Consider the following 19,201-nt stretch of genomic DNA (forward strand, 5'->3'; position numbering starts at 1 on the left):
GTTTCCAGGTCGAAACATGAACGATGATGACTCTCCCACCCGACCCCCACGATATCGAGCGTGATCAACAGCGCGGCGACCGTGCACATTTTCTCCAGGTGTTTCTCTCCCAGCGTTCGCAAATGGAAGCGCTGGTGAGTCGGCGTGTCGGTTGCAAGGCGACGGCAGCGGACCTGGTTCAGGACTTGTTCCTGCGGTTCTGGCGGCGGCCGCTGGTGCAAGTCGAGGAACTCAGTACCTACCTGTTGCGCTGCGCCGGCAACATCGCCATCGATCATTTGCGCAGTGAAGGCACGCGGGTGCGGGCCAGCGAAGGCATGCTGGTGGAATCACCGGACAGCCATGGCAGCGGACCGCAAGCGGCGCTGGAGGCGGGCAACGATCTGCGTCACGTCGAAGCCGCATTGCGCGCGTTACCGCAGCGCACGCGGCAGATCTTTTTGCTCAATCGCATTCACGGCCGTAAATACGCCGAGATCGCCAAGGCCATGGGCTTGTCCCAAAGTGCCGTGGAAAAACATATGATGCGCGCCCTCGAAGCCTGCAAGGCCAGCCTTCGGGAACCCGAACCGCGTACGCCAGGGAAAGCACCGTGAACCACTTCGAACGCGTCACCCCGACGCCCGCTCAGGAACAGCAAGCGCTGGCCTGGCTGAGTCTGTTGCATGACCAGCCCGGCAGTGGTGATCAGGCGACTTTCAGTCATTGGTTGCAGGTCGATCCCGCCCATGCCGAGGCCTATGCCCGGGCGCAGGTCTTGTGGGAGCTGAGCGAAGGACCGGCGCGCATGCTCGCCAATGAAGATGCTCTTGCCTTGCAGAGGTATCTCAACGCCATGGACAAGCCTCGGCGCAGCACGGTCGGGCGTTGGTCCGGTGCGCTGGCGATGGCGGCGTGTCTGCTGTTGATGGTCAGTCTCGGTACAGGCTGGCAGCCCTCGCGCTGGATCGATGACCTGGGCGCGGACTTCGTCTCGGCACCGGGGGAAATCCGCACCGTCACCCTGGCCGATCAGTCGCAGGTGACACTGGATGCCGACAGTGCCATCGCCGTGGATTTCAGTCGCGGCGAGCGGCATGTGCAACTGCGTCGCGGCGCCGGGTTTTTCAGTGTTACTCACACCGGTGAGCCGTTTGTGGTGGACGCCGAGAAAGGCCAGGCACGGGTGCTGGGCACGCAGTTCGAAGTCCGTTTGCAACCTCGGGGGGCGCAGGTCACGGTGCTGTCCGGGCGAGTCGGGGTGACGGCGGACCAGGATGCCGAACAGCAAATCCTCACCGCCGACCAGCAAGTCGCCTACGGCGAAGGTTCGGCGCAAAATTTCCACGCGGTGGACAGCGAGGCGCAGTTGGCATGGCGCCAGGGCTGGCTCAATTACTACAAGGCGACGCTGGCCGATGTGGTGCGGGATCTGGGGCGCTATTACCCGGGACGGATCGTAATACTCAATAGTGAACTGGCGGCACGCCGGGTCAGTGGCAGCTTTCCGAGCAGGAATCCGCAGGCGGTGTTGAGTTCTTTGCAGGGAGTGTTGGGGTTTGAGCAGCATCAGGTGTTGGGGCATCTGATTATTTTGCGTTGAACCGAATGTCCTCTTCGCGAGCAAGCCCGCTCCCACAAGTTTTGAGTCGGTCACCAAATTGGGGACAACATAGAACCTTGTGGGAGCGGGCTTGCCCGCGAAGGGGCCAGTTCAAACACTGCATCACCCTGAGTAAAAATATTTTCAAATTGTGATGAGGTAAACCCGATCGCCATCCGTGTAGTGACTGAAACTGCGAGTCATTCGCATCCGTTGCGGTTCTACACAGGTCATGAGTCATGAAGTCCAGGGCAAAATCGGGTTCGGTCAAACAATGGTTGGGTGTGTCTGCGTTGAGCTTTTCGGCATTGGCGTTGTTGCCGCTTGGCCTGGCGCTGGCCGCAGAGACGGGCAGCAGTCAGCCGCGTGCGCAGTTCAGTTTCTCGCTGGCCGCCAAACCGCTGCCCCAGGCCCTGAGTGATTTCAGCCGGGTAACCGGCATCAGCGTCGTCTATACCGATGAAGCGCCGTACGGCCTCAATGCACCGGCGGTCAATGGACAGATGAGTGCCGAACAGGCCCTGCAACGTCTGCTCACCGGTTCGGGATTGACGTTCCGCCGCACCGACGGCCATACCATGGCCCTGGAGCCGCAGCCGACTGAGGGTGCGTTGACACTGGGTGCGACCACCATCACCTCGGTGATGGATGAGTCCATGAGTTACCAGCCGCCACCGACCTCTTCGGTGATGCGCTCTTCGGCCCCGATTCAGGACATCCCGCAGACCATCAATGTCGTCCCGGCCCAGGTGATCCGCGATCAGGCACCGCGCTATCTCGATGACGCGCTGGCCAACGTCAGCGGAATCACCCAGGCCAACACCCTGGGCAGCACCCAGGACTCGGTGATGGTTCGCGGTTTTGGGGACAACCGTAACGGCTCGATCATGCGCGACGGCATGCCGATCGTGCAGGGCCGCGGTCTCAACGCCAGCGTGGACCGGGTCGAAGTGCTCAAGGGCCCGGCCTCGTTGCTCTACGGCATCCAGGATCCGGGCGGCGTGGTCAACATGGTCAGCAAGAAGCCCGAACTTGAGCAGTACAACGCGCTGACTGCGCGCGGTTCGAGCTACGACGACGGCAAGAACGGCAGCGGCGGCACTTTCGACAGCACCGGTGCCCTCGGCGATTCCGGGCTGGCCTACCGCATGGTGCTGGACTACGAAGACGAAGATTACTGGCGCAACTTCGGCGTGCATCGCGAAAGCCTGATTGCGCCGTCGCTGGCCTGGTACGGTGAAAGCACCCAGCTGCTGTTCGCCTATGAGCACCGCGAATTCCTCACGCCGTTCGACCGCGGTACGCTGATCGACCCACGGACCAACCACCCGCTGGATATCTCGCGCAACGAGCGTCTCGATGAGCCGTTCAACAACATGGAAGGGCGTTCGGACCTCTATCACTTCGAGGCCGATCACGAACTCAACGACAACTGGAAAGCCCATTTCGGCTATAGCTGGAACCGCGAAACCTACGACGCCAGCCAGGTGCGAGTGACCGCCATCGACACAAAAAAGGGCACCCTGACCCGCAGCATGGACGGCACGCAGAACGCGATCAGCACCGACCGATTCACCACCGCCAGCCTCGAAGGCAATGTGAATGTGCTCGGCATGCAGCACGACCTGCTGTTCGGCATCGATGACGAGTACCGCAAGATCTACCGCGAAGACCTGATCCGCCAGAAAAGCCTGACCACGTTCAGTTACGTCAATCCGGTCTATGGTCGGGAAGTGGCGGGCACTACCGTCAGTGCGCCCGACAGCGCGCAGACCGATGAACTGCGCAGCGATTCGGCCTTCCTGCAGGACTCCATCCACCTCAACGAGCAATGGATTCTGGTGGCTGGCGCGCGCTTCCAGGTTTATGACCAGTACGCCGGCAAAGGTGTGCCGTTCCACGCCAACACCGACAGCAACGGGCAGAAATGGGTGCCGCGCGCGGGCCTTGTGTACAAGTACACCGATGCCTTGTCGTTCTACGGCAGCTACACCGAATCGTTCAAACCCAACTCGACCATCGCGCCGTTGAGCGGCAGCAGTACCGTGCTTGACGGTGGCTTCGCGCCGGAAGAAGCCAAGTCCTGGGAGTTGGGTGCCAAGCTTGATCTGCCGGGCCGCGTCACCGGCAACATCGCGCTGTTCGACATCGAGAAGCGTAATGTGCTGGTGGCCAACGCCGAAGGCCCGACCACGATCTACAGCGCCGCTGGCAAAGTGCGCTCCCGTGGCCTGGAAGTGGACTTGAGCGGTCAACTCACCGATCGCTGGAGCATGATCGGCAGCTACGCCTATACCGATGCCGAAGTCACCGAAGACCCGGTTTACAAGGGTAATCAACTGCAAAACGTGGCGAAGAACAGCGGTTCTTTGTCGGCGGTCTATGACTTCGGCAGCGTCATTGGCGCTGATCAACTGCGGGTCGGCGCCGGGGCGCGTTATGTGGGTGAGCGCGCGGGCAACGCGGTGAACGATTTCGACCTGCCGAGCTACACCGTGGCCGATGCGTTCGCCACCTACGACACCCGGCTCGACGGGCAGAAGGTCAAGTTTCAGCTCAACGTGAAGAACCTGTTCGACCGCACCTACTACACCTCGGCGGCGAGCCGGTTCTTTGTCTCCATGGGGGATTCGCGGCAGGTGACGTTGTCCAGCACCCTGGAGTTCTGACGATAGACCGTGTCATCGTTCATCGTCGGAACGCCGCCCGGAGCAAGCTCGCTCCCACAGGTTCAGAGGTTGCCTCAAAATCTGAGAGCAGCGCCAATTCCTGTGGGAGCGGGCTTGCCCGCGAAGACGGTAATTGAGGCGCCGAAAATCCCGGGACTAGCGCAAAAACGCCTGTCGATACTCGCCGGGCGTTGCGCCCAATGCCTGGCGAAAGCGGTTGGTGAAGTGGCTGGCACTGGAGAAGCCGCAAGCCAGCGCAATCTCCCCCAGTGGCTGCGCCGTCGTGCGCAGCAATTCCCGCGCCCGGTTCAGGCGCCGCGCCAGCAGGTACTGGTGGGGTGGCAAGCCGAAGCTTTCGCGGAACATCCGCGCGAAGTGGTACTCCGACAACGCGCACAACGCCGCCAACTGACCGAGGCTGATGGCCTCGTCCAGATGGCTGTCGATGTACTCCACCAGATGTCGGCGCTGATGCGCGGCCAATCCACCTTTAAGGCGCAGGCCTTGTCGGGCGTTGACCTGGCTGAGCAGGGCATGGCTGAGCAGTTCGTGGGCCAGACTGCTGGTCAGCAGGCGCTCGCCCGGCTCGTCCCAGTTCAAACTGATCAATTGCCGAAAGCGCAGCGCCTGCTGCGGGTCATCGAGAAAGGTCTGCTCGCGCAGCTGCAGTTCCCGTGGCTCGCGATCAAGCAGGGTGACGCAGCCGAGGGCAAATTGTTCGGGGCTGAAGTACAGGTGTGCCAGGCGGATGTCGCCGTTGATCACCCAGCCTGACTGGTGGTCGGCGGGCAGGATGCACAGTTTGTCCGGGCCGCCCTTGTTGCCGGGCTGGTCGCGACGGAAGGTGCCGGTGCCGCCGGCTATGTAACAGGACAACGTGTGGTGGCTGGGCGCTTCGTATTCCTGGGCGTCGTGGTGATTGCTCCACAAGGCTGCAGACAAGCCGTCACCCAGCTCGGCGCTGTGCTCCAGACGAGCATTTGGCGAGCGGTTGAGGGCTTGAAAGACCTGTAGGGTATCCAGTGCAGCCATGATCGTTGCTCTCTAACACCTGTATCCAACGCCCTGCATCCTACTCCGTAGACGTGCGCCTGCCAGCCTGTCGCCAGACAAAAGCGCAAGTTTATGCAAGTGCGTCCAGGCGTGGCGCCGGACACTGGGCACCTATCGAGGAGCCTTGTCATGAACCTTTCTTTGTACCTGCTGACCGTGCTGATCTGGGGCACCACCTGGATTGCCTTGAAATGGCAGCTGGGCGTGGTGGCGATTCCCGTGTCGATCGTCTATCGCTTCGGCCTCGCCGCGCTGGTGCTGTTCGTGATCCTGTTGCTCAGTCGGCGCCTGCAAGTGATGAACCGTCGCGGACACCTGATTTGCCTGGCTCAGGGCTTGTGCCTGTTCTGCGTCAACTTCATGTGCTTCCTCACCGCGAGCCAGTGGATCCCCAGCGGTCTGGTGGCCGTCGTGTTTTCCACCGCCACCTTGTGGAATGCCCTCAACGCGCGGGTGTTCTTCGGTCAGAGAATCGCCCGCAACGTGCTGATGGGCGGTGCGCTGGGCCTGCTTGGGCTGGGCCTTCTGTTCTGGCCGGAACTGGCCGGGCATACCGCCAGTCCGGAAACCTTGCTCGGCCTCGGTCTGGCCCTGTGCGGCACCTTGTGTTTCTCGGCGGGCAACATGCTCTCAAGCCTGCAACAGAAGGCCGGTCTCAAGCCGCTGACCACCAATGCCTGGGGCATGGCCTACGGGGCGGCGATGCTCTCGGTGTGGTGCCTGGTCAAAGGCATTCCCTTCGACCTGGAAATGAGCGCGCGTTATATCGGCTCACTGTTGTACCTGGTGATTCCCGGGTCGGTGATCGGTTTCACCGCCTACCTGACGCTGGTCGGCCGCATGGGGCCTGAGCGGGCGGCGTACTGCACAGTGTTGTTTCCGGTGGTGGCGCTCAACGTGTCGGCGTTCGCCGAGGGTTATCAGTGGACGATGCCGGCACTGTTGGGGCTGGTGTTGGTGATGTCGGGCAACGTACTGGTGTTTCGCAAACCCAAAGTGCCGTTGATGCAGGGAGCTGGCAAGTTAGCGTGATTCAGCAGAGGCGGGCGAGAGTGGCGGCTCTTCGCTCTCGATCGGCAAAACAATATAGATCAGGGATAACAGTATGAAGTCAACGGCTTGCCGACCCCAGTCCGTGTAGTTCCATTTTTTTGATTCGTCCATATTGAACCATTCGATACCAATGGCCTGAAAACAAACGTAATATATAAAAATAGCAATCACTAGTCCGACGACTGCAAATTTCTTTGCTTCGTGGAACGCTTCCTTGCTGGTGTTTATGTTTTTATAAAGATAGTAGGCTCCTATTGTGCAGAGGAGTGTAAACATGATTTCAAGTGTAATGATCAGCCAAAAGATCCGATGATGAAGCAGGGGCGATGTGATGGCTCTATTACTGTACTTGAGTTGATTCAGGGTCGTGTCCATGCTCAGTATATGGCCGAGATACTCGTAGTTTGTGGAGTAGTCGGCGAAATTGTTGTAAGTCGTCAATAACCCGAAAAAGCTGATAAATAGCAGGATCGAGGCTTTGCTGATTCTAATGATCTGGTTGGTGTTGAGTGAGTTCAAGATTTTCTCCGTTATTATTAAGGAAGGTTTCCTTTTAAGTAACGGATTTTAGCGGATGGTTCTATTGCTGGGTGATGTGCTGAATTGCAAAGTGTGTATGAGTTGAATTCAAGTTTGTTTTAATCGAACTTCTGAAGGCAAAGGGCAGGCGCTTGTAACACCTGCCCGTTTTGCGTCAGCCCTTCCAGACTTGCGGGTTTACCAGATCCTGTGGCCGTTCGCCCAGCAGGGCGCTGCGCAAGTTGGCCAAGGCACGGTTGGCCATGGCATCGCGGGTCTCATGGGTGGCCGAGCCGATGTGCGGCAAGGTTACGGCGTTGTTCAGCTGGAACAGCGGTGACTCGGCCAGTGGTTCTTTTTCGTACACGTCCAGCCCGGCACCACGAATGCGTTTGTTTTGCAGCGCTTCGATCAGCGCCGGTTCATCCACCACCGGGCCACGGGCGATGTTCACCAATATCGCGCTCGGCTTCATCAGCGCCAGTTCGCGATGACTGATCAAGTGCCTGGTTTTCTCGCTGAGCGGCACCACCAGGCAGACGAAATCAGCTTCGGCCAGCAACTGATCGAGGCTGCGAAACTGCGCGCCGAGTTCCTGCTCCAGCCGGGTCTTGCGACTGTTGCCGCTGTAGATGACCGGCATGTTGAACCCCAGGCGACCACGTCGGGCGATGGCAGCACCGATATTGCCCATGCCGACGATCCCCAGGGTCTTGCCATGCACATCGCAACCGAACAGCTGCGCACCGACAGTGGCCTGCCATTGCCCGGCTTTGGTCCAGGCATCCAGTTCGGCGACGCGGCGTGCGCTGCTCATCAACAGCGCGAACGCCAGGTCGGCGGTGCTTTCGGTGAGCACATCCGGCGTGTTGGTCAGCATGATTCCGCGTTCGTTGAAGTAGGCCAGGTCATAGTTGTCGTAGCCCACCGAGACGCTGGACACCACTTCCAGCCTGGCGGCGTTTTCCAGTTGAGCGCGGCCGAGTTTGCGCCCAACGCCGATCAGGCCGTGGGCGTGGGGCAGGGCTTCGTTGAACTGGGCGTTGATGTCGCCGTTTTTCGGATTCGGCACGATGACGTCGAAATCCTGTTGCAGGCGTTCGACCATTACCGGGGTGACGCGGCTGAAGGCCAGGACAGTCTTTTTCATGAGAGGCGGGCTCGTCGGGCGGTGAAGAATGCTTAGCAAGCTACAAGTTTCAAGCGGCAAGCTGCAAGTTTAAAAGTCGCCCCCATCGTTTTTAACTTGAAGCTTGCCGCTTGAAGCTTGTCGCTGCCGTTCCGGTATACTGCCGCACTTCTTATACTGTGGCATGCGGCTCGCTCACCGGGCCCGACATTTCATGCATCACCCGGAGCTTTCATGACTTCCCCGAATCAACCGCCGGTCGCCGACGCCCAGAGCGACGTGCAGGCCGAGCTGCCAGTCAGCGTTGACTCCAGCACCGACAGCGAAGCCAAAGCCGGGATCCCGGCATTCAAGTTCCCGTTCAAGCCGGGCGAACTGGCGGCAGCCAAAGGCTCGAACCAGCCGTGGTACAAGAACGGCGCCAAGAACGGCCACACCAAGACGCCGGGCATGGCGCCGCCGGGGACTCGTCGGTCGATGGGTAAACGCTGAAATTTCCAGTGCCTGGCCTGCCGTCTTCGCGAGCAGGCCAATACCGGTAGCACAAGTTATTGATCAAACTGCCCGTAACGAAATGTGCGCCACTCAATTGACCTTGGCGGCCGGACGGATGGAGTCCCATTCGGTAACGTACGCGGTTTTGCTCTTTTTGTTGTAGAGGCACAGCTCGGCGCCTTGTGCACCTTTCATGTGCTTTTGCGGGTACTGGCCCTGGAGCAGGAGCGCGGTATAGCCAACCCGGTCATCGAACTGCGCGGCGTTGCCCACGGGTTTGGCGTCTTTCAGGCCGCTGGCCTTGGTGCAACTGGCGAGTACGGCCTTGTCGTAGGCGGCCCAGGCGTCGGGGCTGGAGGCGTAGGTCTGAGAGGTGAGGGCGGTGAGGCAGAGAAAAGTCAGGGTGGCTGCTTTCATGGTCCAGGCGTCCTTGGGGCTGTGGCCGAAAGGTGAGTATGCCTGAAGACTTGGCGCCTTATCGCGAGCAGACTCGCTCTTAAAGTAACCGAGTGTGGCCACAGATTCTGTGTACGACGGGTAACCTGTGGGAGCGAGCCCGCTCGCGATTGCGGCGTATCAGTCTGGAACCGGCTCCCGGCGAACGGCACGCATCCCGACACTTTCATACAATCGCCGCGCCCGGTGGTTGTCTTCCAGCACCTTCAAATCCACATATCCTTCGCGCCGTTGCTGGAACACCTTGAACGCCTGCAACAACAAGGCACGTCCCAATCCTCGGCCCTGAAACCGTGGATGCACCACCAGGTTCTTGATGTAGGCGCTGGTCCAGCACTGGCACACGCCAACAATGCCTTCGGCATCCCGGGCGATAAAGCACAGCGCCGGGTCATATTCCGGGTCGCTTTCGAACTGCCATTGCCACATGTCCAGCGCTGCCACGCGACCGCCACCTTCGAGGTAACCGAACTCCATCAACCGGTGCACGGCTGCGCCGATTTCGGGATGGTATTCGCTCAGTTGCAGGCCAGCTGGCCAATCGGGTGACGGCACGACTTCAGTGAGGTCGCGCCGCATCAGCCAGCAAAAATCCTCGGCCAAGACTCAATAACCCTGTTCAGCGACAGCCTTGGCCGCAGTGATCAGGCACTGGGTCAATTCCGGCGAAGAGAACTTGGTCAGCACCGCGTTCGCCCCCGCCAGCCGTGCTTTCTCGGCGTTCATCGCACTGTCCAGCGACGTGTGCAGTAATACATAAAGATGCGCGAAGTCCGGCGTTTCCCGCAGGGTGCGGGTGAAGGCGTAGCCGTCCATCTCGGACATTTCGATGTCCGAGACGATCAGGTTGATCTGCTGCGCGGTGCCTTGCAGATCCAGCAGGCAGTCAATGGCTTCCTTGGCGCTGCGGGCGGTATGGCATTGCAGGCCAAGGTTACGCAAGGTGTGCACTGATTGCTGCAGGGCGACCTGGCTGTCGTCGACCACCAGGATGCGCGCGTTGCCGAGCAGTTCGGCGTCTTCCATGCTCAGTTCGGTCGGCGCCATTTCTATTTGTGTCGGGGCGATGCCGTGGATGACCTTTTCGATGTCCAGTACCTGCACCAGGGTGCCATCGACCGACGTCACGCCGGTGATGTAGGCGCGCAAACCACCGGAGCCGAAGGGCGGCGGGCGGATGTCGGTGGTCAGGCAATGGACGATCTTGCTCACGGCCTGAACGTGCAGGCCCTGCTTGGAGCGGCTGACATCCGTGACGATCAGGCAGCCGCCGTTCGGGTCTTCCAGCGGGCGCTCGCCAATGGCGCGGCTGAGGTCGATCACCGACAGCGATGCACCGCGCAGGGTGGCGATGCCTTTGACATGGGGGTGTGACTCCGGCAGCCGGGTCAGCGGCGGGCAGGGAATGATCTCACTGACCTTGAGCAGGTTGATCGCCATCAGCTTGCCGCTGCGCAGGGTAAACAGCAGAAGCGAAAGTGAGTCTGCGCGGGCTTTGGTGGAGGACATATGAACCTTCTCTGGAAAAGGTGACGGGCAATCCCGGGATTGCCATGACTTCGATGCCGGGTTATCGACTTGTCGGGGGCAGGCTTTAGGGCACATGCCCTCATCTCGGATCAAATGGCAGACGATTGTGGCGAGGGGGCTTGCCCCCGTTGGGTCGCGAAGCGGCCCTCAGCTTTGTATCAGTTAAACCGCGTAACAGGATTTGCGACCGCTGCGCGGCCGAACGGGGGCAAGCCCCCTCGCCACAAGATTTCACTCGACACTGAAAAACACTATTTCATCCCCAACCGCTTGGCCATCCGCCCCAGGTTCGCCCGATCCAAGCCTAGCTCACGGGCCGCGCTTGCCCAGTTGTTGTTGTGCCGTTCCAGGCAGGCACCGATCATTTGACGCTGATAACGCTCGGTGGCCTCACGCAAATCGCCGGTCGGCGCTTGGGCGACGGTGGCGACAGGTTGCTCTGCAGCGGTTTCAACGCTGGCGTTGGGCAAGTCCAGGTCGGCGGCGCTCAGGCTGAGAATCTTCGGCCGTTCCTTGCAGTTGCCCAGGGCTTTCAAGGCGCTGCGGCCGATCAAATGTTCAAGCTCGCGCACATTGCCGGGCCAGTCGTAGGCCAAAAGCGCGGTCTGGGCGTCACTGTTCAGGCGCAGGCTGTTGAGGCCCATGCGCGAGCGGTTCTGCTCGAGGAAGTAACCGCTGAGCAGCAGCACGTCGCGCCCGCGATCGCGCAGGGCCGGCACCAGCAGCGGATAAACGCTGAGGCGATGGTAGAAGTCGGCACGGTAACGACCGCTGCGCACTTCCTCGGCGAGGTCGCGGTTGGTCGCCGCGATCAGGCGCACGTCGACCTGATGCTCCTGGTCCGAACCCAGTCGCTGCAATTGACCGCTCTGCAACACGCGCAACAGCTTGGCCTGCACGGTCAGCGACAACTCACCGACTTCATCGAGAAACAGCGTGCCGCCATTGGCCAGTTCGAACTTGCCACGACGGTCGTTCATCGCCCCGGTAAAGGCGCCGCGGACATGGCCGAACAACTCGCTTTCCACCAAGGTATCGGGCAATGCGGCGCAGTTGAGGCTGATGATCGGCTTGTCGGCGCGGGGCGAGGCGGCATGGATGGCCTGGGCCACCAACTCCTTGCCGACCCCGGTTTCGCCGGTGATCAGCACGGTCAGGTCGCTGCCGCCGACCAGGTTGATTTCTTCCACCAATCTTTTATGGGTTTTGCTCTGGCCAATCATCTCGCGATTCTGCTGGCCACTGGCCTGACGGTAGACCTCGGCGCGTTGATGCTCATCTTCGACCCGGTTATTCAATCGCTCGATGCGCTCGGCGGCGTTGACCGTGGCGGCCGCGAGGCTGGCGAAGGCTTGCAGGGCATCCAGTTCGATCGGTTCGAAGCGCTCCGGATCGAGGGCGTCGAGGGTCAACAGACCCCATGGGCGCTCGTCGATGAACAAGGGGCAACCCATGCAGTCGTGGACTTCCAGATGATCATCCAGGCCATCGACCAGGCCGTCATAAGGATCAGGCAAGTCGCTGTCGGCAGCGAAACGGGTCGGGCCGGGGCTGCCGAGCAGCGCTGCGAAACGCGGGTGCTCACTGACCTTGAAACGCCGACCGAGGGTGTCGGTACTCAAGCCGTCGACGGCCAGTGGCACCAGCCATTCACCATCAAGGCGCAGCAGGGCGGCGGCATCGCACGGGAGCAAGGCGCGCATGGCTTCCAGCAGGCGGCGATAGCGCTCGCCCTCGGGCAGTTCGCGGGACAGGTCGGAGACCAGGGGCAGCAAAGCGGTGAGCAGTGGTTTTGCAGTCATAGTGACTCCGTGTAGTCGGTATGACTATAAATCAGGCAGTGTCGAAATGACTATAGCGTTATTAACTTATTGAATTTTAACGATTAAATAGTTGGCACGAAAGCTGATATGCATAGGGTAATCCGTTAGCAACCCAAGAATACCGGGAGTCACCTTATGCTGAGCGCTCAAGACCGTGCCATCGTCAAATCCACCGTACCGCTGCTCGAAAGCGGTGGTGAGGCGCTGATCACGCACTTCTACCGCATGATGCTTTCCGAATACCCGCAAGTCCGCCCGCTGTTCAACCAGGCCCACCAGGCCAGCGGTGACCAGCCGCGTGCCTTGGCCAACGGCGTATTGATGTATGCGCGCCATATCGATCAGCTCGACCAGTTGGGCGACCTGGTGGCCAAGATCATCAACAAGCACGTGGCCCTGCAGATCCTGCCTGAGCACTATCCGATTGTCGGCAGCTGCCTGCTGCGGGCCATCGCCGAAGTACTGGGCGAAGAGATCGCCACCCCTGAAGTGATCGCGGCCTGGGGCGCGGCCTACGGCCAACTGGCGGACATCCTGATCGGTGCCGAAGCCAGCGTTTACGACCAAAAAGAACAGGCCCACGGCGGCTGGCGCGGGGCGCGGGAATTCATCGTGGTGGACAAGGTCAAGGAGAGCGCCGAGATCACTTCGTTCTACTTCGAACCTGCGGACAAAGGTCCGATCCTCGCGGCAGAACCCGGCCAGTACATCGGCATGAAACTGATCCTCGACGGTGAAGAGATCCGTCGTAACTACTCGCTGTCGGCGCTGGCGAACAAAGGCCAGTACCGCATCAGCGTCAAGCGTGAAGCCGGTGGTCGCGCCTCCAACTACCTGCATGACCAGATGCATGTCGGCGACAGCGTCCAGTTGTTCCCGCCATCGGGCGAGTTCACCCTGACCGCCAGCGACAAACCATTGGTACTGATCAGCGGCGGCGTTGGCATCACCCCGACCCTGGCGATGCTCGAAGCGGCGCTGGAGACTCAGCGGCCGGTGCATTTCATCCACTGCGCGCGCAACGGCAGCGTGCATGCCTTCCGCGACTGGATCGATGGCCTGGCCGAGCGTCACCCGCAACTCAAGCGCTTCTACTGCTATTCCGAGGACGATGGCGTGAGCCCGGCGGCGCACAAGGTCGGTTTGTTGAGTCAGCAGCAGTTGAATGCATGGCTGCCGGAGCAGCGTGACCTGGATGTTTACTTCCTGGGGCCGAAAGGTTTCATGGCGTCCATCAAGCGCCATCTCAAGGCACTGGGTGTGCCGGAGAAGCAAAGCCGCTATGAGTTCTTCGGGCCGGCAGCGGCGCTGGAATAAATAGTACCGGAGACCGCGTCGCCTTCATCGCGGGCAAGCCCGCTCCCACAGGGATTTGTGTCGAACCAGAATGATGTGAACGACACAAAACCTGTGGAAGCGTGGCTTGCCCGCGATGAGGGCCACGCGGTCTTGAATGGAAAAAAGCTGAAAAGTTAATCCCTCCTTAACCGCCTTATCGTCTATTCCCTCGAATCCCCCTCACATGCTCCAGACTCTCAAAGGTCCGGGCCAGCGTGTAGACTGGCGGGCACTCGAATCTTGAAGGGAAACGCGATGAGCGATGAATCCATGCGGTTGGGGCGTGAACGGCGCTACCTGGTGTTGTTGGGCATCATTTGCCTGGCGTTGATCGGCGGCGCGCTGTACATGCAAATTGTCCTGGGCGAGGCGCCTTGCCCGCTGTGCATCCTGCAACGTTATGCGTTGCTGCTGATCGCGATCTTCGCCTTCATCGGCGCGGCCATGCGCAACCGTCGCAGCATCACGGTGTTCGAAACCCTGGTGGTGATCTGCGCGTTGGCAGGTGCAGGCGTTGCCGGGCATCACGTCTATACGCAGTTCTATCCGGCGGTCAGCTGCGGCATCGATGTGTTGCAACCGATTGTCGATGACTTGCCGCTGGCGAAGATCTTCCCGCTGGGTTTCCAGGTCGATGGTTTCTGCTCCACGCCATACCCGCCGATCCTCGGTTTGTCGCTGGCGCAGTGGGCGCTGGTGGCGTTCGTACTGATCGTGGTGCTGGTGCCGCTGCTGACGTCGCGTAACCGCAAAGCGCTGCGCTGAGGTCATCTGCCGCTACGTATTGTCGGACAAAAAGCCCCGTTCCTTGCACAGAGGAGCGGGGCTTTTTTTTTGTTGAGCAGCGCATTCCAGAGACCAGGTAAAAAGACCCTGATGTGGGGCAGCCAAGGGTGCGACACATGTGCGACATGTTGTCACAGAGTCGGTGTCGCAGGGCGTTCATGGAAGCCGGATTGGCACATGGATTCGTAACGAAATTGGGCTGTTTTGCAGGTTCCCGTTTTTTTCCGTTCCGAACCCGAACAGGCAGTTTTAACAGGGGCTTGCGAATGGCCGGAGTCCCCGTCATATCGGGCCTCTGGCAGGGTCAATGGCAGCAGGGAGGCACCCGATACTGTCTGAACTGTGGGCGGAAGACCTACTTATTTTGGTGTTTTTGTTGAGAATCAATTTCGATAAGATGCGCCACTTTTGCGAAAACGGTGAATGATTGTTGCCGGTTCGGATAAAAATTATTTCGGGATGAGACATGGTTTATAAAACGCTACATATCTACAATCGCCCGCACTGAATTCCCGACGCTGCTCAAATCTTAACCAGGTATGTGCAGGAACAGGGTGTCGAGAGGTCTGGTGGCTTCATGCGATGCCCAGGTGTCGGAGCCTCCAACTACCCGCACCAAATGGAATTGGTCTGTAACAAGGCCTTTGACCACGAATTCGAATAAGAACTCACCGCAGGCCCGGGATTTGTCGTACAGCGTCTGACGCACGACGGGCATGCCCTTATTCAATCCAAGAAAAATGCCAACCCTTGGCAGGGTGAAGTGTTGGCGATCAAAACCCAACTGCATTGCGCAAGCTGCTTTAGAGGTCGTGAGATGAGTAAAAACAGGTACCCCAGACTACTAGGCTTATTGCCGCTGATCGGCACGTTGTTGCTGTCAGGCTGCAACATGACCTTGCTCAATCCCAAGGGCCAGGTCGGTCTGGACGAGCGAAACCTGATCATCACCGCAACGCTGCTGATGCTGTTGGTCGTGGTTCCGGTCATCGTCATGACCTTCCTGTTCGCCTGGAAATACCGCGCGTCCAACACCAACGCCACCTACACCCCGAAATGGAACCACTCCACCAAGATCGAGATCGCGGTGTGGGCCGTTCCAGTGCTGATCATCATTGCCCTGGGTTACGTCACCTACAAGTCGACCCACGCTCTGGACCCGTACAAGCCACTGGAATCGGACGTGAAGCCTGTGACCATCGAAGTGGTCGCTCTGGACTGGAAGTGGCTGTTCATCTACCCGGAACAAGGCATCGCCACGGTCAACAAGATCGTGTTCCCGGCGCACACCCCGATCAACTTCCGCATTACCTCTGACGCCGTGATGAACTCGTTCTTCATCCCTGCGCTGGGTGGCCAGATCTACGCGATGGCGGGCATGCAGACCAAGCTGCACCTGATCGCCAACGAAAACGCTGAGATGGACGGTATCTCCGCCAACTACAGCGGCGCTGGTTTCACCGGCATGAAATTCAAAGCGATCGCCACTTCCCAGGAAGAATTCGACGCCTGGGTAAGTGAAGTCAAAAAGGCACCTAAACAGCTTGAACAAGCTGAATACGCCGCCCTTGCCAAGCAGAGCCAGAACAACCCAGTCGAGCTCTACTCCTCGGTGACGCCGAACCTGTTCCAGACCATCGTCGACAAGTACGAAGGCATGAAACCGGGTCCGAAAGTGAAGCACGAGAAAGAAGAGAAAGAAGTGGCCGCTACGCAAGGAATGGACATGAACGCGCATTCAGCTGCCGGGGCAGAGGAGTAAACGATGTTTGGTAAATTAAGTTGGGAAGCGGTCCCGTTCCACGAGCCGATCGTGATGGTGACCATCGCCATGATCGCGCTCGGTGGTCTGGCGCTGTTCGCTGCAATCACCTACTTCAAGAAGTGGACCTACCTGTGGACCGAGTGGCTGACGTCCGTCGACCACAAGAAAATCGGCGTGATGTACATCATCGTCGCCATGGTCATGCTGCTGCGCGGTTTTGCCGACGCCATCATGATGCGTACCCAACTGGCCATGGCCACCGAGGGTTCGCCTGGCTACCTGCCACCTGAACACTATGACCAGATCTTCACCGCCCACGGTGTGATCATGATCATCTTCATGGCGATGCCATTCTTCACCGGCCTGATGAACCTTGCAGTGCCGCTGCAGATCGGCGCGCGTGACGTTGCCTATCCGTTCCTGAACTCCCTGAGCTTCTGGCTGCTGGTTTCCGGCGTGGTGCTGATCAACCTGTCCCTGGGCGTCGGCGAGTTCGCCAAGACCGGTTGGGTTGCCTATCCGCCGCTGTCGGGCCTGCAATACAGCCCTGGCGTGGGGATGGACTACTACATCTGGGCGCTACAGCTATCGGGTCTGGGGACAACGCTGACGGGGGTCAACTTCCTGGCCACCGTGCTGAAAATGCGTACCCCTGGCATGAAGCTGATGGACATGCCGATCTTCACCTGGACCTGCACCTGGGCCAACGTCCTGATCGTGGCTTCGTTCCCGATCCTGACCGCTACCTTGGCACTGCTGACGCTTGACCGTTACATGGATTTCCACATTTTCACCAACGAACTTGGTGGCAATCCGATGATGTACGTGAACCTGTTCTGGGCATGGGGTCACCCTGAGGTGTACATCCTGATCCTGCCAGCGTTCGGTATCTTCTCCGAAGTCATCTCGACCTTCACCGGCAAGAAACTGTTCGGCCACCACTCGATGGTCTACGCATCGGGTGCGATCTCGATCCTGGGCTTCATGGTTTGGCTGCACCACTTCTTCACCATGGGTTCGGGTGCCAGCGTCAACGCTTTCTTCGGTCTGGCGACGATGCTGATTTCCATCCCGACGGGTGTGAAACTGTTCAACTGGCTGTTCACCATCTACCAGGGCCGTCTGCGTTTCACCAGCCAGGTGCTGTGGACCCTGGGCTTCATGGTGACCTTCGCCATCGGTGGCATGACCGGCGTACTGCTGGCCATCCCGGGTGCCGACTTCGTTCTGCACAACAGCCTGTTCGTGATCGCGCACTTCCACAACGTGATCATCGGCGGTGCGGTATTCGGTTACATCGCAGGTTTCGCGTTCTACTTCCCTAAAGCGTTCGGCTTCAAGCTGCACGAAGGCTGGGGCAAGGCAGCGTTCTGGTTCTGGATCTCGGGCTTCTTCGTCGCATTCATGCCGCTCTACGCTCTGGGCTTCATGGGTATGACCCGTCGCCTGAATGCCACCACCAACCCTGAGTGGGTGCCGTACCTGTACGTCGCCATGTTCGGTGCGGTGATGATCGCCGTGGGTATCGCTTGCCAGTTGATCCAGCTGTACGTCAGCGTGCGTGACCGCAACAAGCCGGAAAACATGTGCGAACACGGTGACCCGTGGAATGCCCACACCCTGGAATGGTCGACTTCGTCGCCACCACCGTTCTACAACTTCGCCGTGCTGCCGAAAGCCGACTGCATCGACCCGTTCACCGAAGCCAAGGAAAACGGCACCGCTTACAAGGCTCCGGCCAAGTACCAGCCGATCCACATGCCTAACAACACCGCCACCGGTGTGGTCATGGGTGCACTGTTGACCGTGTTCGGTTTCGCGATGATCTGGCACATCTGGTGGCTGGCAATCGCTAGCCTGGCCGGCACCGTGATCTACTTCGTGATCCACGCGGCCCGTGATGATCAAGGCTATATGGTGCCGGTCGATGTGATCGAGCGCATCGAAGCCGAGCAGCACAAGCGTCTGGTAGCGGCAGGGAAAATCCCGGCCACCGCCACCCGTGTTGAAACCTCGTTGGAACAGGCTTAAACCATGTCGAATTTAGTGACCAATGCTGGACACACCCATGTCGATGGACATGGGCATGATGACCACCACCACGACTCGGGCGAGATGACCGTATACGGTTTCTGGCTCTACCTGATGACCGACTGCATTCTGTTTGCGTCGATCTTCGCGGTGTACGCGGTACTGGTTAACAACGTAGCGGGTGGCCCGTCGGGTCACGACATCTTCGAACTGCCATACGTACTGGGCGAAACCGCTCTTCTGTTGTTCAGTTCGATCACCTACGGCTTCGCCATGCTGGCGTTGTACAAGGGTAACAAGAAGGCGGTGCTGGGCTGGCTGGGCATGACCTTCCTGTTAGGTGCAGGCTTTATCGCCATGGAGATCAATGAATTCCACATTTTGATCTCCGAAGGCTACGGCCCTAGCCGCTCAGGCTTCCTGTCTGCGTTCTTCACCCTGGTTGGTACCCACGGTCTGCACGTGACCGCCGGTCTGATCTGGATGGGCATCATGATGTACCAGGTGCAGAAAAACGGCCTGACGGCGACCAACAAGACCCGTCTGAGCTGCCTGAGCCTGTTCTGGCACTTCCTGGACGTTGTCTGGATCTGCGTATTCACCGTTGTTTATCTGATGGGGACTATGTAAATGGCTAACCCAGCTCATTCCCACCACGACGACGCCGGTCACGGCAGCTACAAGTCGTACGCCATCGGCTTCATCCTGTCGGTGATCCTGACCGTCATTCCATTCGGTCTGGTGATGTACCCGACGCTGCCTAAGTCGATCACCCTGTTGATCGTCCTGGCGTTCGCGATCGTCCAGGTGCTGGTGCACCTGGTGTACTTCCTGCACCTGGACCGTTCGGCCGCGCAGCGTAACAACGTGATTGCGTTTGTCTTCGCCGCGATCGTGATTGTCCTGCTGGTTGGCTTGTCGCTGTGGATCATGTTCAGCATCCACACGTTCATGATGGCGAAGTGAGGTAGA

19 protein-coding genes are annotated in these 19,201 nt (G+C 59.4%); 11 read left to right on the plus strand and 8 right to left on the minus strand.

Translation table 11 applies throughout. From position 1 onward, the window contains the following. Positions 1-23 precede the first annotated feature (23 nt). From Q8X48_RS26890 to Q8X48_RS26900, 3 genes are all read left to right on the plus strand, one after another. The gene (locus Q8X48_RS26890; protein ID WP_407802210.1) at positions 24-596 is read left to right on the plus strand and encodes an RNA polymerase sigma factor; all 573 of its coding nucleotides are present in this window, start codon (positions 24-26) and stop codon (positions 594-596) included. Continuing rightward, positions 593-1,582 carry a FecR family protein gene (locus Q8X48_RS26895; RefSeq protein WP_407802211.1) on the plus strand — a complete coding sequence of 330 codons (990 nt, stop codon included), beginning with the start codon at positions 593-595 and terminating at the stop codon, positions 1,580-1,582. The genes Q8X48_RS26890 and Q8X48_RS26895 overlap by 4 nt, the downstream gene beginning before the upstream one ends. 239 nt (positions 1,583-1,821) lie before the next feature. Next, positions 1,822-4,251, plus strand: a complete 2,430-nt coding sequence (locus Q8X48_RS26900; protein ID WP_407802212.1) for a TonB-dependent siderophore receptor — start codon at positions 1,822-1,824, stop codon at positions 4,249-4,251. 156 nt (positions 4,252-4,407) lie between these two features. Here Q8X48_RS26900 and Q8X48_RS26905 read toward each other — a convergent pair whose 3' ends face one another. Continuing rightward, positions 4,408-5,283, minus strand: a complete 876-nt coding sequence (locus Q8X48_RS26905) for a helix-turn-helix domain-containing protein (protein WP_407802213.1) — start codon at positions 5,281-5,283, stop codon at positions 4,408-4,410. Between the two features lie 150 nt (positions 5,284-5,433). Here Q8X48_RS26905 and Q8X48_RS26910 point away from each other — a divergent pair, with 150 nt between their 5' ends. Next, positions 5,434-6,336 carry a DMT family transporter gene (locus Q8X48_RS26910; protein ID WP_407802214.1) on the plus strand — a complete coding sequence of 301 codons (903 nt, stop codon included), beginning with the start codon at positions 5,434-5,436 and terminating at the stop codon, positions 6,334-6,336. On the opposite strand, the gene Q8X48_RS26915 is transcribed toward Q8X48_RS26910, so the two are convergent. Together Q8X48_RS26915 and Q8X48_RS26920 are read right to left on the minus strand one after the other, a co-directional pair. Continuing rightward, positions 6,328-6,876 (minus strand): DUF2165 domain-containing protein, encoded by a 549-nt coding sequence (locus Q8X48_RS26915; RefSeq protein ID WP_015093548.1) that lies wholly within the window; start codon positions 6,874-6,876, stop codon positions 6,328-6,330. The two genes, Q8X48_RS26910 and Q8X48_RS26915, sit on opposite strands and share 9 nt — an antisense overlap. Positions 6,877-7,051: 175 nt before the next feature. Next, positions 7,052-8,026, minus strand: coding sequence for a 2-hydroxyacid dehydrogenase (locus Q8X48_RS26920; protein ID WP_407802215.1), 975 nt, complete (start codon positions 8,024-8,026; stop codon positions 7,052-7,054). A gap of 213 nt (positions 8,027-8,239) precedes the next feature. Between Q8X48_RS26920 and Q8X48_RS26925 the strand changes: the two genes are divergently transcribed. Then, the gene (locus Q8X48_RS26925; RefSeq protein ID WP_126049361.1) at positions 8,240-8,497 is read left to right on the plus strand and encodes a hypothetical protein; all 258 of its coding nucleotides are present in this window, start codon (positions 8,240-8,242) and stop codon (positions 8,495-8,497) included. Between the two features lie 93 nt (positions 8,498-8,590). On the opposite strand, the gene Q8X48_RS26930 is transcribed toward Q8X48_RS26925, so the two are convergent. From Q8X48_RS26930 to norR, 4 genes are all read right to left on the minus strand, one after another. Next, on the minus strand, positions 8,591-8,917 hold the full coding sequence (locus tag Q8X48_RS26930; protein ID WP_407802216.1) for a hypothetical protein: 327 nt from the start codon (positions 8,915-8,917) through the stop codon (positions 8,591-8,593). A gap of 159 nt (positions 8,918-9,076) precedes the next feature. After that, positions 9,077-9,535 carry a GNAT family N-acetyltransferase gene (locus tag Q8X48_RS26935; RefSeq protein ID WP_193601746.1) on the minus strand — a complete coding sequence of 153 codons (459 nt, stop codon included), beginning with the start codon at positions 9,533-9,535 and terminating at the stop codon, positions 9,077-9,079. Positions 9,536-9,562: 27 nt separating this feature from the next. Next, the gene (locus Q8X48_RS26940; RefSeq protein ID WP_407802217.1) at positions 9,563-10,465 is read right to left on the minus strand and encodes a chemotaxis protein CheV; all 903 of its coding nucleotides are present in this window, start codon (positions 10,463-10,465) and stop codon (positions 9,563-9,565) included. Positions 10,466-10,737: 272 nt separating this feature from the next. Continuing rightward, positions 10,738-12,288 (minus strand): nitric oxide reductase transcriptional regulator NorR, encoded by a 1,551-nt coding sequence (gene norR / locus Q8X48_RS26945; RefSeq protein ID WP_407802218.1) that lies wholly within the window; start codon positions 12,286-12,288, stop codon positions 10,738-10,740. Between the two features lie 156 nt (positions 12,289-12,444). On the opposite strand from norR, the gene hmpA reads away from it, so the two are divergent. Both hmpA and Q8X48_RS26955 read left to right on the plus strand, forming a co-directional pair. Further along, positions 12,445-13,626, plus strand: a complete 1,182-nt coding sequence (hmpA, locus tag Q8X48_RS26950) for an NO-inducible flavohemoprotein (protein ID WP_407802219.1) — start codon at positions 12,445-12,447, stop codon at positions 13,624-13,626. Between the two features lie 276 nt (positions 13,627-13,902). Beyond that, positions 13,903-14,412: a disulfide bond formation protein B gene (locus tag Q8X48_RS26955; RefSeq protein ID WP_007970367.1), complete on the plus strand. Its 510-nt coding sequence runs from the start codon at positions 13,903-13,905 to the stop codon at positions 14,410-14,412. 550 nt (positions 14,413-14,962) lie between these two features. Here the strand turns inward: Q8X48_RS26955 and Q8X48_RS26960 are convergent. Then, positions 14,963-15,223, minus strand: a complete 261-nt coding sequence (locus tag Q8X48_RS26960; protein WP_041474780.1) for a hypothetical protein — start codon at positions 15,221-15,223, stop codon at positions 14,963-14,965. A 27-nt stretch (positions 15,224-15,250) separates the two neighbouring features. Between Q8X48_RS26960 and cyoA the strand changes: the two genes are divergently transcribed. The 4 genes from cyoA to cyoD are packed head-to-tail and all read left to right on the plus strand — an operon-like array spanning position 15,251 to position 19,195. Beyond that, positions 15,251-16,195: a ubiquinol oxidase subunit II gene (gene cyoA / locus Q8X48_RS26965; RefSeq protein ID WP_015093556.1), complete on the plus strand. Its 945-nt coding sequence runs from the start codon at positions 15,251-15,253 to the stop codon at positions 16,193-16,195. A 3-nt stretch (positions 16,196-16,198) separates the two neighbouring features. After that, positions 16,199-18,229, plus strand: coding sequence for a cytochrome o ubiquinol oxidase subunit I (cyoB, locus tag Q8X48_RS26970; protein ID WP_015093557.1), 2,031 nt, complete (start codon positions 16,199-16,201; stop codon positions 18,227-18,229). 3 nt (positions 18,230-18,232) lie between these two features. Next, a complete protein-coding gene (locus tag Q8X48_RS26975; RefSeq protein WP_015093558.1) occupies positions 18,233-18,859 on the plus strand; it encodes a cytochrome o ubiquinol oxidase subunit III in 627 nt (208 codons plus the stop codon). Next, a complete protein-coding gene (gene cyoD / locus Q8X48_RS26980; RefSeq protein ID WP_015093559.1) occupies positions 18,860-19,195 on the plus strand; it encodes a cytochrome o ubiquinol oxidase subunit IV in 336 nt (111 codons plus the stop codon). Positions 19,196-19,201: the final 6 nt, after the last annotated feature.

Source organism: Pseudomonas sp. QLc11A, from assembly GCF_052112305.1.
In the GTDB taxonomy this organism is placed as follows: domain Bacteria; phylum Pseudomonadota; class Gammaproteobacteria; order Pseudomonadales; family Pseudomonadaceae; genus Aquipseudomonas; species Aquipseudomonas laurylsulfatiphila.

Bases quoted from the DNA above. Each gene is read 5' to 3' on its own strand.
- Q8X48_RS26890 (WP_407802210.1), top strand. From the start codon at position 24: ATGATGACTCTCCCACCCGACCCCCACGATATCGAGCGTGATCAACAG.
- Q8X48_RS26900 (WP_407802212.1), top strand. From the start codon at position 1,822: ATGAAGTCCAGGGCAAAATCGGGTTCGGTCAAACAATGGTTGGGTGTG.
- Q8X48_RS26905 (WP_407802213.1), bottom strand. From the start codon at position 5,283: ATGGCTGCACTGGATACCCTACAGGTCTTTCAAGCCCTCAACCGCTCG.
- Q8X48_RS26910 (WP_407802214.1), top strand. From the start codon at position 5,434: ATGAACCTTTCTTTGTACCTGCTGACCGTGCTGATCTGGGGCACCACC.
- Q8X48_RS26920 (WP_407802215.1), bottom strand. From the start codon at position 8,026: ATGAAAAAGACTGTCCTGGCCTTCAGCCGCGTCACCCCGGTAATGGTC.
- Q8X48_RS26925 (WP_126049361.1), top strand. From the start codon at position 8,240: ATGACTTCCCCGAATCAACCGCCGGTCGCCGACGCCCAGAGCGACGTG.
- Q8X48_RS26930 (WP_407802216.1), bottom strand. From the start codon at position 8,917: ATGAAAGCAGCCACCCTGACTTTTCTCTGCCTCACCGCCCTCACCTCT.
- Q8X48_RS26935 (WP_193601746.1), bottom strand. From the start codon at position 9,535: ATGCGGCGCGACCTCACTGAAGTCGTGCCGTCACCCGATTGGCCAGCT.
- Q8X48_RS26940 (WP_407802217.1), bottom strand. From the start codon at position 10,465: ATGTCCTCCACCAAAGCCCGCGCAGACTCACTTTCGCTTCTGCTGTTT.
- norR (WP_407802218.1), bottom strand. From the start codon at position 12,288: ATGACTGCAAAACCACTGCTCACCGCTTTGCTGCCCCTGGTCTCCGAC.
- hmpA (WP_407802219.1), top strand. From the start codon at position 12,445: ATGCTGAGCGCTCAAGACCGTGCCATCGTCAAATCCACCGTACCGCTG.
- Q8X48_RS26955 (WP_007970367.1), top strand. From the start codon at position 13,903: ATGAGCGATGAATCCATGCGGTTGGGGCGTGAACGGCGCTACCTGGTG.
- Q8X48_RS26960 (WP_041474780.1), bottom strand. From the start codon at position 15,223: ATGCAGTTGGGTTTTGATCGCCAACACTTCACCCTGCCAAGGGTTGGC.
- cyoA (WP_015093556.1), top strand. From the start codon at position 15,251: ATGAGTAAAAACAGGTACCCCAGACTACTAGGCTTATTGCCGCTGATC.
- cyoB (WP_015093557.1), top strand. From the start codon at position 16,199: ATGTTTGGTAAATTAAGTTGGGAAGCGGTCCCGTTCCACGAGCCGATC.
- Q8X48_RS26975 (WP_015093558.1), top strand. From the start codon at position 18,233: ATGTCGAATTTAGTGACCAATGCTGGACACACCCATGTCGATGGACAT.
- cyoD (WP_015093559.1), top strand. From the start codon at position 18,860: ATGGCTAACCCAGCTCATTCCCACCACGACGACGCCGGTCACGGCAGC.